Genomic DNA, 16,662 nt, shown 5'->3' with positions numbered 1-16,662 from the left:
AAGGCATGGAGGAATGAGAGGATGTCAATTCCTCTACTTTACCACCATGCCTGATCTTATCAGTAACATTTGATGCATCATTTAGTTATCAGAAAAATTATAACACTCTTTCATTTACGAGTCAATAAGTGATCTTTTTTTACTTTATTTAAAGGAATTTCGGTTCTTATTTCCAATTTTGAAATCCCGAATTAAGAAGAACGTTTTTCGACATATATTGATTTTGTGATGGAAGCCCCTCTTAAAATTACCCATAAAGAGCTGTCTGATGAATAAATTATTCATCATTCTGCTTTCCTCTATCCCATTCGAAACGAGGGATGACTTTCCAAAAGGATTCACTTGTATTGTCTTGTTTTGTATATCTTTTTGTTTAACTAATGGCGCTGGATTGTCATTCAGATTGTCGTTCCTATTGTGGATCACTGTGTTATCCAGTATGTGATTCGCTTTGTGAGGTGCATTGCTAATCATCCTGTCATTCACATTGCGGAACACGGTATCAGCTCGCTCCTCGTTTTCTTTATCTAGCCTGTCTTCCTTTTTGTCATTCACATGATGAATCGGTTGGTAAACCAAATTTCCACCACCATTGTCGCGCGCATTTCCATTTTGCGTCTCCCTAACCTCCACGTCCGTATCCCGCTTTCTTGTATGCGAAGCAACCGCCTGATTGCCCGTCTGTTCGCCATCAGCCAAAGCCCCGTCAATATCATAATCCTGCAATTGAGAATTCATTGATAAACAGCGGCTTGATTCCCTCCTCGTGATGTTACCTGGATGAATCCCTTTTGCTGCAGCTCATCTCTTGCTCGTTTAAACGAACTTCCTTTCACACCGGACGTAAGCTCAAGCATCGTGGCAGGTACAGGAAATTGCTCTTTCCAGCCACAGCGATTGTTAAAATGCATCAGTGTATTCTATAGAGCAACTGCTGAACCGGAAAGTGAATGAAATACGATATGATGGTAAAATGCATTAAGTTCTTTTATGTAATTCATGTTCCTCTATCCCTTCTATCACCTTGTATAATTCATTTTCTATTACACTTTTTAATATAATCTTCTAGCCGCACTCACGTACACTACGTCTTTTTTGTCGATTTTTCGGGAATCTCGATCGATTTCGTGGCCATCTCGATCGGTTCTCCAGACTACTCGAGCGGTTTCATGCCTCTCTCGATCGGTTCGCCAAACTACTCGATCGGTTATGGACCCGACCAATTTTCCGCTCACTCCGTATGGAAAATAATGACAGGACAAAGGATCTGGCCCCCTGTCCCGCTAGCCGCATCTGTCCGGCTTTTCCTTCCTTATTCCAACAACTCCCTAATCCCAACCCTCTCCAGCCTCTTCTTGGCTGTCTTTCTCCAACTCTTCACTGCATCAACCGTTACTCCTTCCTGTTCTGCAATCTGCTTCAACGGCATGCCCTCGATAATGTGATACTTCACCCATTTCCATTGATTGTCCGTCAGCATGGCTCGCACTTTCTCCCAAAGCATATCATCCTGCAACTCAATCCCATTCATATCAGGAATAGGAAGATTGGTCCGGCAGTCACGATTGCCGTTATCCATTTTTTGTTTTTCATTCTGGATAAACGTTTCTTGATGTTGGTTTTCTCGGTTTTTCTTACGGAGCATATCGATTAAACGATTGCGGATGGTGAAGTTGAAGTAAGTGGACATGACTCCCTGATCAGGTCTGTATTTCTTATAGGCACACCACATGGCGTACAGGCCTTCTACATAAAATTCATTATGCGGATCCTGAATGTGCAGCTTATGGATGTGGTAATGAATACGCCGCTCATTCTGCCTGAAGATTTCCTCAAAGCTCGCCTTTTGTTCATTGCCATTTTCCTTATGCCCCCTTTTAATGTGATTCCTTTCCTCATGACGTTGTTCGTTACAGCTTTTTTCCTCATTACCCTTTTCCTCGTTACGCATCTCTCGCCTCTTTTCCCAAAAGCCAGCTTTCGCAATATGATGCAAAGTCAGATTATCTCCATGTTCATTAGCCGAATCATTCATAATTTGGAAACTAATAGCGGGACAGAGGCCTGCCCCATTTTTAGGTGGGCTAATTGCGTGGCGACAGGTGTGGGAACGATGGAGATAATCTTTAAGGGGATGATGTATGTATGGGAATCAACGATGAATGCAGTTTGCCAATGATACAGCTTATCAGCATTCGCTCCCTATTCCCAAAAGTGACTTTTGATCTATATTTTTAAACTCCTCCCCTACTACTATTATCGAATTAAGTAGTATAAAAGTAGCACGTTTTATTAAAAAAATATATATTTTTCAACAAATATTTATATAAATAAAAAGAGCCGGTTTCCATGATTAACCACATTCAAATAGGCTTATATGTAAGGTCCATTTGCGGAAATTACTTAAGCATATACTCCACACTTCCAATGGCCAAAGGGTTACCCGTCTTTGCAAACGTACGAACGGGCAACCCGTGTTTCCTACACCATCAACCGATCCAGCTTACTCCATCCCAGTCTACATAACGCTTCCATTTCCTCAATTCCTTCCTCAATCTCCGTTTTGCCGTTTTCGCCCAACTATGGACAGATGCAACGGAAACACCTTCCTGTTCTGCTATTTCCTGATTCGAAAGACCCATTAAAATATTAAACTTCAGCCATTTCCATTGATTGACAGTTAGCAGAGCTCGCACCTGCTGCCATAGTTTAGCTTCATTTAGCATAATCCTTGGATCATCATGAATCGGCATATTTACATTGCAACGGCGATTTCCGCTTACTTGTTTTTTCATTTCTTCTTGGTGAAACATCTCATCGTGACGTTGTTGGCATGCCTTCTTTCGTAGTAAATCGATTAAACGATTGTGAATCGCATTATGGAGGTGAGTGGAAAGTTGTGCTTTATCCGGTTGGTATGTCTTATACGCTTCCCATAAAGCACATAAACCTTCCTGGTAAAATTCCCGGTGCGGGTCAAAGATGTTTAACTTGTGGATGTGGTAATAAATTCTTCCCTCATGTTTTCGTAAAACTTCCTCAAAAGATTCCCCAGTAAGAATATTCATTACAGCCTCACTCTTTCCTCAAGGCCGGCCTTGCTATAATTGCGCGCTTACCTCTATTATGGCAGATCGTGTCAAGTCGTCCGAAAAACCGGAATGGCGCGCATTAATTGTCGAAAGCCCACGAAACAGTTATCAAAAATTGTCGAATTAACTTGAGTGATGGCATGTTTTGCTATTTGTGTCGAATTATGCTGCTAGAAAATACGGATTGATAATTGTGACAGATTTATGACATTATGGCAGGGCGCGGATGTGGATCTAATCCTTGGTACACTTCCAGATGAAATCAAAGGATCTCTAGCAAAATTTCTGTATGATAGGCGACATCTATCCCCACTTTTTAAGGAAATTCATGGATAATCAACGCGCGTGATTCAATTTATTTTACTTCTTCCATGCAAACTTAACTTATATTCCATACTACATAAAAAAAGCCATATAACATATGGATTAAAGGGTATACGAAAGTTGTGACCAATAATGTGACTATCCCTTCCTCAAGTCCTCAAATATTATCCCTATACTTTATCGTCAGCAGCTGTATCTTCATATCCTCCACCTGCTCGTTCAAATTGTTCACGGTTTTATTGATTTGCTGATCGACGTCCTCTGTCAAATTCTGATTGTGACCCTTAAATTTCTTCGTTTTCTCCAGCATCGCTTCAACGATTTTCCCTTTTTGGTCTTCGTTAACAATTATGGAATCAACTAAATTGAAAAAAGCTTTATCATAGTCGTTGATGCTGTTGGTATAATTCTTAAGAATTCCCTTCTTATCGGAAAGGTCTTCACTGTCCAGTATTTTTTCTGTAACGGTAATTGAATGCTCATCACCTTTCATTTTAAAGCCCTCCAACAACATCAAATAAATTTGCTATCTTTTCTTCTTCCTCAAATAAATCTTCTATTGCCGTTCGATAGTTTTCGAGATGGGTATATCCTTTTTCCACACTTTCATTTAAACTGTTTATCCTGTCATCGATGGCAGCATGATCAATCGGAAAAAATGCTTCATGCACATTGATGCCGATGATTGATTTATCCAAACGGGAAAAATAAACATGTTTTCTGAGAAGATATGTATACGTTCTCGGGTTTGATTCCATATCAAAGATTTTATTCATTACTGCTGTCCTTTTTTCTTTGTAGCATTGAACAATTTCTCTTTCGATCGCTACTTGCAGTCTCTTAATCTCCGATAATTTATCCTCCAGCACTCCTTTTCCCTCATCATACATACGTAAAGCGGCCGAAATATTTACCTGGATTTTCTCTTTCCCACTGGTAGTGAGGATCATATCTGTACCTAAATAAGATTTGTTTCCTTCTCCCATTGCCTCAAGGATCCCCTGTATTTGGTGCCCACTTCCAATCATTTTCAGCAACTTTTGAAATTCCTTATTGTTAAGCTTACTCAAGCTTTCCTTAATTGCCTCAGCACGATCCTTAATATTCAAATAAGTGCCAATATCCCCGCCAAGCTGTGCAGAAAAATTGTGCATATTGCGTATATCTACCAATGTCGAAATAGATTTTTGCATCCCATCCAGCTCTTTCTGAATGTTCATAAGTTCGGTGACGATTAAATTCTTTTGATCAACACTGATATATCTGGCATCTACAAATCGCTGAAAGATCACATCAGCATTCGTTGTGACCGTTTTTATTTGTGTGAGTAGTCCAGGAAGCTTATCGTTTACATCACGAATCATCGTATCAATCTCGGACTGGTTTGTCGCATATATCTTTGTCACACTCCAAATTCCATCAAATTGGTTAACGACATCCATGTTTACGCCTAACAAATCCTGAATAGCAGCATTTGCCCCACCATTTTGGGAAGAGACAGTGTATTGAATAGCAAGCTCCTGCAAATCCTTCACAACGTCATCCGGAATGTCATCCATGATGGAACGAAGCCCTGGATAGCCCGGAATAGTATCAATAGGTCTCACATCACCAAGAGTGAAGAATCCGCGTACACCGCTGACGGCGTATAGTGGATCATCTTCGGAAATAATTTGGTGGATGTTTTTGGCTTTGCCTTTGTAGTGATTTTCTGCGAATGCTCGTAGTTTTTCTGGATCGATGTTGTAAATAGCATCGGGGTCTGTAGTCGAAATAGAAAATTTCTCTTCTACTCTTTTTTTTAATTCGTTATCTGCATTAAAAAGCTGATAATAATTTGTCTGTGCTCCATTTACACTGTATACTTCATCGAAAGTATCGTATAGTAAATAGGCAGTTGTATTATTGTTATGCGCTAATGAATGTGATAAACCAATAATAGGCGTGGAATTTTCTTTTTTTTCTTTTTCAACTTCTTGAATATTAAAATGGTTCTTCACATCTTTTACAAATTCGTCAGTATCTTTAGCCTGACTAATGTTTTGTCCTGCTAACATCGCTTCCAAATTATATTTCCAATCCTCCATACCCTGGCTACCCTGGGATATAATATAAACTTCCTTAATATCATTTTCCCTGGAATTAAAATAAATTGCCGTGCCGTCATACCCCGAATCGTTACCTATTTTGGCTTCTTTTGATGTACGTACCTTAATATTTGCAGTCAACTCCTTTCCCGTTTCTTCTAAGTATATCCTCTTTACCTTCTCTTTAAATTCCTCTTCAGGTAAGTCCCCGTATTCTAACTGGATTAACCTTAACCTCATTTCAGGTGAATTTATAATTGCATCATTCATTAACCAGTCACTTCCTATCTTTATTCACGAACTGGATTGATTTCATCCATTTAATAACACGTTCTTTTTCCTTTTCTTTTCTTTCCGTACATTTTTCTTCGGAATCTATACATCTTGTATTATAAATAACTTCAATTCCGCCATTATTTACTTCATTTTGTACATAACCTGCAAAAGTATAAAATTCCCCATCCAAACCTGCATCAGTAAAATAGAGCAATTGCTTATCACCATCACTATTCATTTTTTTGAATTCAACATCTGTTCCCAGTCTATCTTCCAGCTGTTCTAAATGAATTTCTATATCATCTGCTTTAGGATGAGAATAATAGTTAATAGTAATCGAAGAACCAGTGCCATCTTCATTTTCAATACCAATTAGATATCCTTCTTTTTTCTCTTTTATTATTCCATACCCTTTTTCACCAACTATCCCACCAGCTGGAAAATCCATCTTATATGCCCCTGTCCCCGATAAAAACGGGTAATAGCCTGGTCTTGTTTCCTCCGTGGATTGTAAAAAGTCGCGGGTAAATTCGTCATTAAATGCTCTTACATCCGGCAGGTCTTCCGGATTCATTTCGGATGGTTTTGCATTTGGTTTATCATTATCCATTTGACAGCCTCCCAGCAGTATAATCGATATGGATAACAAGACATGGATCCAATATTTCACATTTTCAGCCTCCAATATCCTTCTCGTTGTCTAGCTATCATTTCTGCACATACTTGGTTTTAGTATACATAGTGGAGCGTCAGAAGTGTAGTTTCGGAGTGAATATTCATAAAAATAATTCTATTGTCATAGGTTTTTTGATCTAGGTGCAAATGAACCCCCGGTGATATATTCATTTACGAACGGATTGCTTTTATTCCTTACATCAATCGATACCGATCTATCATCATTTTTCTCAAGGGATCTACATGATTTACCGGAGGATCTTATTCAGTTAATTGATACGGTTAAAACCCTAAGTCCTGAAGCTCGATGAATTTAAATGAATTTCTTAAATTAGTAAAGGGCAGGTAAAAGATAAAGGATTATCTGGGGAATTATTGTGACGAATTGGGATGGTTTTGTTGGTTGGGTTTTTTTACGGTTCCTTTTCCACTGTTCGCATTCCGTCTATGCTAGTCATGATGTTTTTATTCAGGTTTAGCTCATTATTGGAACAACTGCTTCGGTCAAAGCGAAAGGCATAGCCTCTCACAGACTCTACCTTTCAAACCACTCCCCTCTTGAGAGCACATTCAGGAGGTTACAGGCACCTCCCTACTATTTTTTTGTCAAAAATTCACTTCCAGCAATACCCGGTGTAGTCATCTCACGCGGGTCCAAAATGATATCTAATTCTTTTTCTGGTAAAAGCTCATGCTTCGTGCAGATTTCTTTGATCGTCAATCCTGTTTCTGTTGCTTGCTTGACTACTTTTGCAGCTGCTTCGTATCCCAGATGTGGATTCAAAGCTGTAATGATGCCATAACTTTCTTCCACATATTCGCGACACCGCTCTACATTGGCTTCCATTCCATTAATAGCATAACGGGTAAATACATCCAAACCGTTGTTCATGATTTTTAATGATTGCAGCAAGTTAAAAATGATGACTGGTCCCATCACATTTAATTCAAATTGTCCTGCTTCAGAAGCCATGCAGATCGATTGATCATTGCCTGCGACTTGAAATGCGACCTGATTCACCACTTCAATCATGACCGGGTTTACTTTTCCTGGCATAATGGACGAGCCAGGCTGTTTGGCAGGAAGCTTGATTTCCCGAAGCCCAGTCATCGGACCGGACGCCATCATGCGAATATCATTGCAAATTTTAGACAAGTTCATTGCCGACACTTTTAATACCGCTGATAGAGTTGTATATCCATCCGTATTCTGTGTCCCGTCGACTAAATCCTTTGCCAAATGCAACTTTATACCAAGCTGTGCAGATAATTGTGTGACGGCCTTTTCTACATATTCGGGTTTGGCATTAAGGCCTGTCCCAACAGCAGTGGCGCCCAAATTAACCGACAGCATTTCCTCTGCAGCCTGCTTAATCCTGCGAATATCCCGACCGACGACCTCAGAATAGGCGCCGAATTCCTGGCTTAACCGGATAGGAACCGCATCCTGCAAGTGGGTCCGTCCCATTTTCAACACGCTCTGGAATTCTGCTTCTTTCTTCATCAGTTCTATTTTTAACGTCGTCATAGTCGTGATCAGTTCCTGCGCCATTCGGTAAGAAGCAATTTTTAAAGCCGTTGGTATTGTATCATTCGTAGATTGGGACATGTTGACATGCGTATTTGGAGAACAGAAATCATAATCTCCTTTCTCCCGTCCCAATTTTTCCAAGGCAATATTGGCCAAAACTTCATTCATATTCATATTAATGGAAGTACCTGCTCCACCCTGAATAGAATCAACGACAAATTGATCTGCATACTTCCCGTCAATTACTTCATCAGCGGCGCTTACAATGGCCTCACCAATCTTTTCCGGCAACATGCTTGTACACATATTAGCGAGTGCCGCCGCTTTTTTCACCTCGGCAAGCGCCAGAATCAACTCTTTATGAATGGGGATTTCGGTGATAGGAAAATTTTCAAGAGCACGTAAGGTTTGTGCTCCATAATAAACATCTTGAGAAACAGCTTTTTGACCTAAAGAATCTTTTTCAATTCTAAAATATGTTCTTTCCACTATATGCACTTCCTGTATAAATACTAATCTATTATTTTTATTACATTTTCAAAGACGAATTATCCCTACTCCATCCTCTATGTCCATATTTGTTCCGTATGGTTGGCTCAATTTCTGCAAGTTTTTTAAAATACGATTACTATTCTCATCCGAAAGTGCTGGCCAGCCTCTCTTATACCTTGGCAGGCCAAACCCAAGTTCTATTGGATGAAGACGAATACCCGTTATATTCTTCCCCTTCATATCCCATTCTGCAATAACAGATTCCCATACATAAGGATTAACCCCCAGACCTTTTGTATTATTATCGCTTCTTTGGTCAAGAGCATCAGCTACATTATGTTGATGGCTTAAATGATATTTTTCATAAAAATCCGCTGGAAGAGCTGATACTGCCTCATTATGAAAAATGAAATTCCCCAAGCTATAAAAAATAGGTTTCTCCCGGTATAGCTCAATTCCTCGCAATATATGTGGACCATGACCAATAACAGCGTCTGCGCCACTATCAATGCAATTCCTTGCTGCCATCTCTAAAAACTGCGCGGGCAATGCTTTATTTTCCTCTTTCATTTCATGTGAATGAATACTAACAATCACAACATCAGCCTGTCGACGTGCCTCAAGTATAGCGTTTTCTAATCGCTTCATATCAGATGGAAGAGGTTCCGTTTCTTTTCGTCGTGTTTCCCCTGTTTTAAAACGTAACGGACCAAACGAAAATTCATCTTCCTTCTCAACCTCAAACCCTTCTTTAACCGCCAAATTATGATCGGCATTGATGAACGTGCTATCCGCAATTTCTTGAAGTTGTTTCATCTCTGGTTTAGTAACAAAGTGTGTCGTGCTATATCGCAATGGATTAACTCCAGGTCTTCCAATCATATCAGGCCGCTGTTCTCCTGCCCGCCATGATTCGTGGAAGGTAGAAGTTGCACTAATTAAAGCAACTCTGCCAGAAAGGGTTTCAAGATATGCTGGTGAGCTGGCTTCTGCCAGATTTTCTCCGACCCCACCATGAACGAAGCCATGTTCATTTAAATACCTTTTGGTTGCCAACAAACCACCATGTGAATAATCCATCGTATGGTTATTTGCCCATGCATATAAATTAAACCCATATGCCTTCAAATCATGTAATACATCCGGCGATGCCATTGCCCAAGTTCCACCGCTTACAGCTGACGGATAACCTTCCATATGATGCGTTGTTATCTCAAGGTTTGTGAAACGCACATCTGCATGTTGCAGCAATCGAGAAATTCCTTGGAAAGAAAGCCCCGAATGCGAAGGTAACTTTCGAGTAATAAAGCTATCGCCAGTTGCTACAATCGTCATTTTTTCTTTTTCCAACACCATACACCTCTTTTCTTTTTCATAAACGCCCATGTATAAGAGCGGACAGAGGGTATCTATTTTCTGTATCCCTTTCCCTACAGTGGGCGTTTCCTGCGCGAATGTTAATCAATCGCCCTTGAACCTTCAATCAACCGGTTTAATCCATTGACCCTGGTGTTCATGAACAATTTCGCCATTTTTCATAACAGTTTTGCCGCGAACGATCGTCGCTAGCGGTTTCCCAAATCCCTGGAAACCATCAAACGCGGTAACTTTACTTTTACTATGCAAATGCTCTCTTTTTATTTCAAACGGCTGCTTAAGATCGACAATCGTTATATCGGCGTCTGAACCAATTTGAAGCGAACCCTTCTTTGGATAAATATCAAATTGTTTAGCAGGGTTCGTAGACAACAATGCTACCATTTGTTGAAGCGTAATTTTCCCTTCATTTACGGCATTTAGCATTAGCGGAACCGTCGTTTCCACCCCGCACATACCAGCCGGAATCGACCACAAATCACCATCTTTTTCTTCTTCTGTATGTGGTGCATGATCAGAGCAAACAATCGAAATAGTACCATCTTGAATGCGTTCCCAAAGTTTATCCTGGTCTGTTTTATACTTCACAGGCGGATAAACCTTCATCATCGGCCCAATAGCTTGATAGTCATCAGCATTCAAAAAGAGAAAATGGGGACAGGTCTCAGACGTAATATTTTCTCCCTTTTCCTGTGCGTCTTTAACCGCATCCACTCCCTTCTCAGATGTAATATGAAGTATATGCAATCGTGCTCCTGTATCTTTAGCAAAAGCAATTCCAGTTTGGATGGTGGTCAATTCAGCAAGGTCCGGTCTTCCCTCAACAAGTGCCTCATAATCTTTGCGCCCATCGTTTTGAACTTCATTGGTCAACTGATGAATTAATTCATTATTTTCTGCATGGATAGCCAAAACTTTGCCTGTTTTTGCAACCTCTCTAAATAGTTTATAAACCTCACCATCATCAAGCGGAGGAATAATGTCTTTCATGTCAGGACTATAATTATAAACCAATTCGTACGTATCCCGTTTGATAGCATACCCCCAGAAAAATTTAAATCCGATGACACCCGATTCATAAAGGGGCTGAATGCTATCTAAATTTAAGTCTCCTAAACAAATTCCCCAAACGCCAAAATCTACGTTTGCTTTTTTTGAAAGATTTTGAACTTGATTCTCCAAGTTTTCCACATTATTGATAGGGGGATTCGTATTAGGCATCTCAAATACGAGCGTGATGCCACCAGCAGCTGCTGCTAACGTAGAGTGGTGAAAGTCCTCCTTATGCGTTGATCCCGGATCCCTCGAATGAATATGCGTGTCCATTAATCCAGGCAATACATAACATCCGGCAGCATCCGTCGTTTCATCAGCCTCCCCAGGTAATTCCTCAGACGTAATTGCGGCAATTTTTCCATCCTTGATATAAATAGTACCATCGTAACATTCATCTGAAGTTGTAATTTTCCCATTTTTTATAATATGATCCCACTCTGCCATTCCTAATACCCTCTTTCTTTTTATTAGATATAATCCTCTTCCCATTGATTTGTAACAATCACTCCGCCAATAAGCTCACCGAGACTATTTAGTTGATGTTCTTCCATATAGGTTTGAATGCCCTCTATAATATCGATCATTGCTGTTGGGGATACGAAATTTGCTGTTCCTACTTGCACTGCTGATGCGCCAGCCAGCATCATTTCAATCGCATCTTCAGACGTCATGACACCGCCGCATCCGATAATGGGAAGCCGGGATACTTCACGAACCTGATATATTTGCCTGACAATGATCGGTTTAATCGCAGGTCCCGATAATCCACCCATAATATTTCCGATTTTGGGGCGACGGGTATGAATATCAATTGCCATTGCCAAAGGTGTATTTGCAACAACCAAGGAATTTGCTCCAGCACTTTCTGCAGCTAAAGCAATCGATTGAATATCCGTAACATTTGGCGTCAGTTTTACAAGCAGTGGTTTATCTGTTACCTCTCTCACCCTATCAACCAATTGATAGGTAACCTCATCACTCATTCCAAATGCCTGACCATTATTTTTTAAATTAGGACACGATATATTTAATTCAAGCGCGGCCACGCTTGGAATCGATGCAATAATGCTGGACATTTCAGCAAATTCACCAATGGACTCGGCAGAAATACTGGATATTAATGGTGCACTGTATTGTTCGTAATACGGAATTGTTTCTTCTAAATAGTAATTTAGCCCCTTGCTTTGAATACCAATCGAATTAATCATTCCACCCTTGGTTTCACATGCCCGAGGGTTTCTGTTACCCCTTTGCGGGTATTTTGTTATACTTTTAGGTATAAGTGCACCAAGGAGATTAAAATCAATAACTGTGTCCATCCCTTCGCCGAAAGCTCCCGAAGCAGGCATAACAGGATTTGCTATTTTCACTCCGCCAATATCTACTTCCATCTTCAACTCCTTTTTCATCATTGGAAAACCACCTCCTCAAGCGGAAAAACAGGGCCATCTTCACAAGATCTAACGGTATGTATCACGCCTTGCCTTTTCACGTCACACACACACGAGTAGCAAACCCCCATCCCGCATGCCATGTATTCCTCTAACGCAACCTGGCTGGTGATTCCATTTGCTTTTGTCATTTTCTGCAAGAGCATAGACAACCGTTTTGATCCACAGGTGTATGCTGCATCGATATGATGCGTCTCTATCAAGTCATGCATTATTTCACGCACATTTTCGACATCACTTGTTCCATCTTCCTCTGTGACACAATAAACGTTTTTACAATATTTCTCCATTGTCTTCGTGGCTAATAAGTCATCCTGCTTTCTTGCACTTAAAATCGCATATATGTCAATATTCATTTGAGCCGCTTTTTGAGAAAGCGCTGCAAGTGTGGCAATGCCTACACCCCTCGCTAAAAGCAACATCTTTTTGCAATCTTTTTTTATCGAGAAAGGAACCCCTGCCGGCCCGAGTATGTTGACTTTTTCGCCTGGCTGATACGTTGTTAACTGCTTCGTCCCAGCCCCTTCAACCTTATAAAGAAACTCTAACGCGTCATCATTGATCAAGTAAATGCTAAATGGCCTTCTTAGTAAAGGATAATACGTCTGATGAACAGTAGATTTTATATTAAAGAATTGACCCGGTTCTATGTCTTCCTCAATGATGGACGAATCTAATATCATATGCCAATAACGGCTGCTTACTTGTCGATTCGATAATACGGTTAAATTATAGTCCTTCATGCTATACCTCCACTATTTTGGAATTGCGTTTCGATTCGCTGACAGTGCCCATTTTAATACTTCTTTTTCCAATACATCACAAGCGATTCCAATGGCATCAAGCGAGGAAAATTCATCTTTGTGATGACTTAAACCATTCCGACAAGGAATAAAAATCAATCCTGTTGGACAAATCCTCGCCATATTCATCGCGTCATGGCCTGCCCCACTCGCCATTTCCCGATAGGAAACACTCAATTGTTCACATGTCTGCAAAATAGAAGAAGTAACATGTTGTTTTAATATGACGGGCTCATCGTTCGTCAATAATTCAGAATGTACCGAGAGCCCTCTTTTACGTTCTACATTTTTAATGGCATCCTTTACATATTTCATCACCTTTTGCTTGGATTCCATGTCAACGCTCCGTATATCAATTTTCATCTCCGCTGTATCCGGAACAACATTCATGGCACCGGGGGCAATGGTACAGTCTCCTACTGTAGCAACTGTTCCATTGTCCGCCTCCGCTTTCGCCGCTCTTTCCACAGCCAAGCCAATTTCGGAAGCGCCCAAAAACGCATCGTTTCGAAAATCCATAGGTGTAGTACCGGAATGTGACGCTTTTCCTTTGACTGTCACCTTTAAACGGGTTGGTGCTGCAATTCCTGTTACAACCCCAATATCCAATTGTTCCCTCTCTAATACAGGCCCTTGCTCAATATGAACTTCAAAAAATGCTTTAATCGTTTCATTTTTTCTAGATGCTTCTTCCACTTGACTTAAATTTAACCCCGCATGAAAAAAGGCATCTTCTAAATTTATGCCGTTTTTATCCTTTAAGTTTTCAACGTTACGGGGTTTAAAATTTCCAGCCATACTCTTACTTCCAATTGTAGCCAAACCAAACCTTGATGACTCTTCAGCAGCAAAACTAATGATCTCAATTGGATGATTGGTTTGTATTTGTTGCTCATTTAGACGACGGATTAATTCAATTGCAGCAACAACACCAACCGTCCCGTCATATTTTCCGCCATTGATAACAGTATCAAGATGTGAACCAGTCAAAACAGGGGGTAATGTTGGATTTACTCCTTCTCTTCGTGCAATCATATTTCCAGCATGATCCATTCGCACACGTAAATTTTCACTTTCACATAGTTCTTTAAAAAGTTCTTTCGCTTTACGTTCGCTCTTTGTATATGCCAACCGATTCATGCCATCTTCTGAGTAACCTATCTTGTTGAATTGATGTAGCGTTTGTTCAATCCGACGAATACTCATCGTGCATATCCCCCCAAAAATTACATATTCTTTTTATTGTTATACTTCATTTCTTACCTCCATTATATGAAAACGTTTTTAAAATTTCTTTGTCTTTTAGTACATGTTTTTTTTGATTTTATTGTCCGTAACAACAACTCTATATCGACAATTCATTTATTTTCAATCCTAGATACAACATCATTTTTCCGTCTGTATCATGCAATGAATATCCCGTTATAGAGGCGATTTTCTGAATTCTGTATTTTAGTGTATTCACGTGAATATATAGCGAACGAGACGTTTCTTTCAGGTTTTCATTATGTTTAAAATAAGCTTTCAATGTTTCCATGAGCTTTAAATGATGGGATTCATCGTATTTGATTAGTCTATCTACTGTTTTATTGAAAAAGTCGGTTAGCTCTTTACTTCCAATCAGCTCTCCAAGCAGTCGGTAAACACCTAAATCGTCATAGAAAGCAATCGTTACAGGGGTTATTAAATAACTTCCTAATTTCAGTGCGTGCTCTGCTTGAATAAAACTTTTACGTAATCCTGTTATTCCCGTGTGTGTTTGTCCAATACCCATATTAGCTACAAATCGCCGTTCCACATAAGCATCCAAATAATTACATAAGACGTTGCATTGATCCTTCCACTCGTTATCATTAACGGGAAAAATCACACATACATAGTCACGAATATTACCTATGATGGCATCAGGCCATTTTTGCCGAATAATATAGTCCACCCGGCTAATTTTTGTCGCATCTACTTCTTTGTTTCCTGTTTTCAATAGAATACAGGTGTACAATTTTTCATTATCAAATTGATATTTTTTCCCCTTTTCTATGATGTCCTGGAAGTTCATGGCGTTATTGAAAAGCAATTCCTGAATGAAGTCATTTTTATATTGTTGTTCCACATCATGTTTTACTTTAAGCCTTAAAAACTCAAGAGATAAAAACACAGACGCTTGTTCCAATATCGATAGATATAATTGTAGGTTTTCAGTTTGATATCCCCAGCTTGTGACGTAACCATACATCACGCCATCTAACAAGATGGGTGCAACAATACATGACACTTCTTTCCCATTACGCTGACGCTTTAAGCGAATAGGATGTTTGATTAGCTCCAGTTCTCTCGTTTCTTCTTCCATTATAGGCATTATCTCGAAATGTGGATTTGGAAGTTTTATAAAAGGTAACCAGCTTTCTATCGTAACCACACTTCTAGTAAGAAATTCTAATGCCTTAATAAAATCAGTGACTTTCCCACCATTTATGGAAACTTCTCGCAGAATCTTGTTCGCTTGTTCCATATCATCCTGAAGTAATGCTTTATCGTTAAAAATAGCACTCATAACGGGAGATAATATATCCAGATAACTAATCTTTTCAGGTATTTCTATGATTGGAAGACCATACTTCTCCGCTTCTTCCAATATAAATGCAGGAATTTCACCTAAAAAATGATATGGTTTGATTGCTAAAGCAGAGGTATTAACAGCAGAGAGTTGCTGGATAAACCGCCGTTGTTCAAATGGCTCATGTTTAGCAAAAAAACTGGTGATCAAGAGTTCTTTCCCCTTCAACCAGCGTGTGATATCAGGCACTTCCATAATCGTTACATTATCAATTGTCTTCGATAAACCTTCTTTCCCTGTTAAAATACGGCATTCTTTTAAACCACCTATTTTCATTGCACTTTCTAATGTTATTCCCATCTATTTCACCCCATTTTTATATACTTGGTTTTAAAGAACAAAGGCGCAAGCGCCCGGTTAGCGGCGTATATGCTGGACTGAGCCGTAGGAGATAAAGGAAACACGGTGAGCTGGAAGCGAACCGATGTTGACTTATCGTACGAAGGTGAAGGAAGCATACTAGCCGCTGGGCGCTGGAGCCGGACGTGGCCTACCCTGACATGAGTAGAATAGAGCCAGGATTTTTATACTTTCTTACCTTTTGAAGAAAGACGTTGTGTTATCCTAACGGTTTCATTTATGGTGAATGAAACCGTTGACAACAGATGATAAAGTAATAAGCATATCATATCGTATTATGTTTCTATAGACAATATTTCGACTTTTATTTTGTTTCTATCGACAATACTATTACGCATGATTTATGGTAAAATCAGTTTATCTTTTTACAGGTTCAAGAAAATTGGAAGCCCTTTCTATATTCTAAAAGATGGTAATCTAATGTTTTATTCCATAACTATAATCAGTAATAGGGTGCACCATTTTTATTCGAAAGGCGTTGGGGGAGGATGAATTACACATATTTATTTTTCATGAAATGATAG

The 16,662-nt window shown here is 39.6% G+C and carries 14 protein-coding genes; all 14 read right to left on the bottom strand.

Annotated elements, in window-relative coordinates:
• Nucleotides 1-144: 144 nt before the first annotated feature.
• Nucleotides 145-738, bottom strand: a complete 594-nt coding sequence (locus IEX12_RS03465) for a hypothetical protein (RefSeq protein WP_155555593.1) — start codon at nt 736-738, stop codon at nt 145-147.
• The gene (locus IEX12_RS03460) at nt 735-911 is read right to left on the bottom strand and encodes a hypothetical protein (protein WP_155555592.1); all 177 of its coding nucleotides are present in this window, start codon (nt 909-911) and stop codon (nt 735-737) included. The genes IEX12_RS03465 and IEX12_RS03460 overlap by 4 nt, the downstream gene beginning before the upstream one ends.
• Nucleotides 912-1,312: 401 nt before the next feature.
• Nucleotides 1,313-1,951 (bottom strand): sigma-70 family RNA polymerase sigma factor, encoded by a 639-nt coding sequence (locus tag IEX12_RS03455; protein WP_188724660.1) that lies wholly within the window; start codon nt 1,949-1,951, stop codon nt 1,313-1,315.
• Between the two features lie 538 nt (nt 1,952-2,489).
• Nucleotides 2,490-3,068, bottom strand: a complete 579-nt coding sequence (locus IEX12_RS03450) for a sigma-70 family RNA polymerase sigma factor (protein WP_188724659.1) — start codon at nt 3,066-3,068, stop codon at nt 2,490-2,492.
• A gap of 505 nt (nt 3,069-3,573) precedes the next feature.
• The gene (locus IEX12_RS03445; RefSeq protein WP_102414550.1) at nt 3,574-3,909 is read right to left on the bottom strand and encodes a hypothetical protein; all 336 of its coding nucleotides are present in this window, start codon (nt 3,907-3,909) and stop codon (nt 3,574-3,576) included.
• Between the two features lies 1 nt (nt 3,910).
• Nucleotides 3,911-5,773, bottom strand: a complete 1,863-nt coding sequence (locus tag IEX12_RS03440; RefSeq protein WP_102414549.1) for a DUF6792 domain-containing protein — start codon at nt 5,771-5,773, stop codon at nt 3,911-3,913.
• 7 nt (nt 5,774-5,780) lie between these two features.
• Nucleotides 5,781-6,389 carry a YvcA-related protein gene (locus IEX12_RS03435; RefSeq protein ID WP_102414548.1) on the bottom strand — a complete coding sequence of 203 codons (609 nt, stop codon included), beginning with the start codon at nt 6,387-6,389 and terminating at the stop codon, nt 5,781-5,783.
• A gap of 660 nt (nt 6,390-7,049) precedes the next feature.
• Nucleotides 7,050-8,474, bottom strand: a complete 1,425-nt coding sequence (locus tag IEX12_RS03430) for an aspartate ammonia-lyase (protein WP_102414547.1) — start codon at nt 8,472-8,474, stop codon at nt 7,050-7,052.
• A 48-nt stretch (nt 8,475-8,522) separates the two neighbouring features.
• On the bottom strand, nt 8,523-9,812 hold the full coding sequence (locus IEX12_RS03425) for a CapA family protein (RefSeq protein ID WP_188724719.1): 1,290 nt from the start codon (nt 9,810-9,812) through the stop codon (nt 8,523-8,525).
• A gap of 144 nt (nt 9,813-9,956) precedes the next feature.
• Nucleotides 9,957-11,354: an allantoinase AllB gene (allB, locus tag IEX12_RS03420; RefSeq protein ID WP_188724658.1), complete on the bottom strand. Its 1,398-nt coding sequence runs from the start codon at nt 11,352-11,354 to the stop codon at nt 9,957-9,959.
• 23 nt (nt 11,355-11,377) lie between these two features.
• Entirely contained in the window at nt 11,378-12,322 is a 945-nt protein-coding gene (locus IEX12_RS03415) for a dihydroorotate dehydrogenase (RefSeq protein WP_188724657.1), read from the bottom strand.
• Nucleotides 12,319-13,104, bottom strand: coding sequence for a dihydroorotate dehydrogenase electron transfer subunit (locus IEX12_RS03410; protein WP_188724656.1), 786 nt, complete (start codon nt 13,102-13,104; stop codon nt 12,319-12,321). Before IEX12_RS03410 ends, IEX12_RS03415 begins: the two co-directional genes overlap by 4 nt.
• A gap of 12 nt (nt 13,105-13,116) precedes the next feature.
• Nucleotides 13,117-14,370 carry a M20 family metallo-hydrolase gene (locus tag IEX12_RS03405; protein ID WP_188724655.1) on the bottom strand — a complete coding sequence of 418 codons (1,254 nt, stop codon included), beginning with the start codon at nt 14,368-14,370 and terminating at the stop codon, nt 13,117-13,119.
• A 139-nt stretch (nt 14,371-14,509) separates the two neighbouring features.
• A complete protein-coding gene (locus IEX12_RS03400) occupies nt 14,510-16,078 on the bottom strand; it encodes a PucR family transcriptional regulator (protein ID WP_188724654.1) in 1,569 nt (522 codons plus the stop codon).
• Between the last annotated feature and the right edge of the window lie 584 nt (nt 16,079-16,662).

Origin of the sequence: Lentibacillus populi (assembly GCA_014642895.1) — a bacterium.
In the GTDB taxonomy this organism is placed as follows: domain Bacteria; phylum Bacillota; class Bacilli; order Bacillales; family Amphibacillaceae; genus Lentibacillus_C; species Lentibacillus_C populi.
Note: the sequence above shows the minus strand (reverse complement) of the source record. Positions and strands in the feature narration are given on the sequence as shown.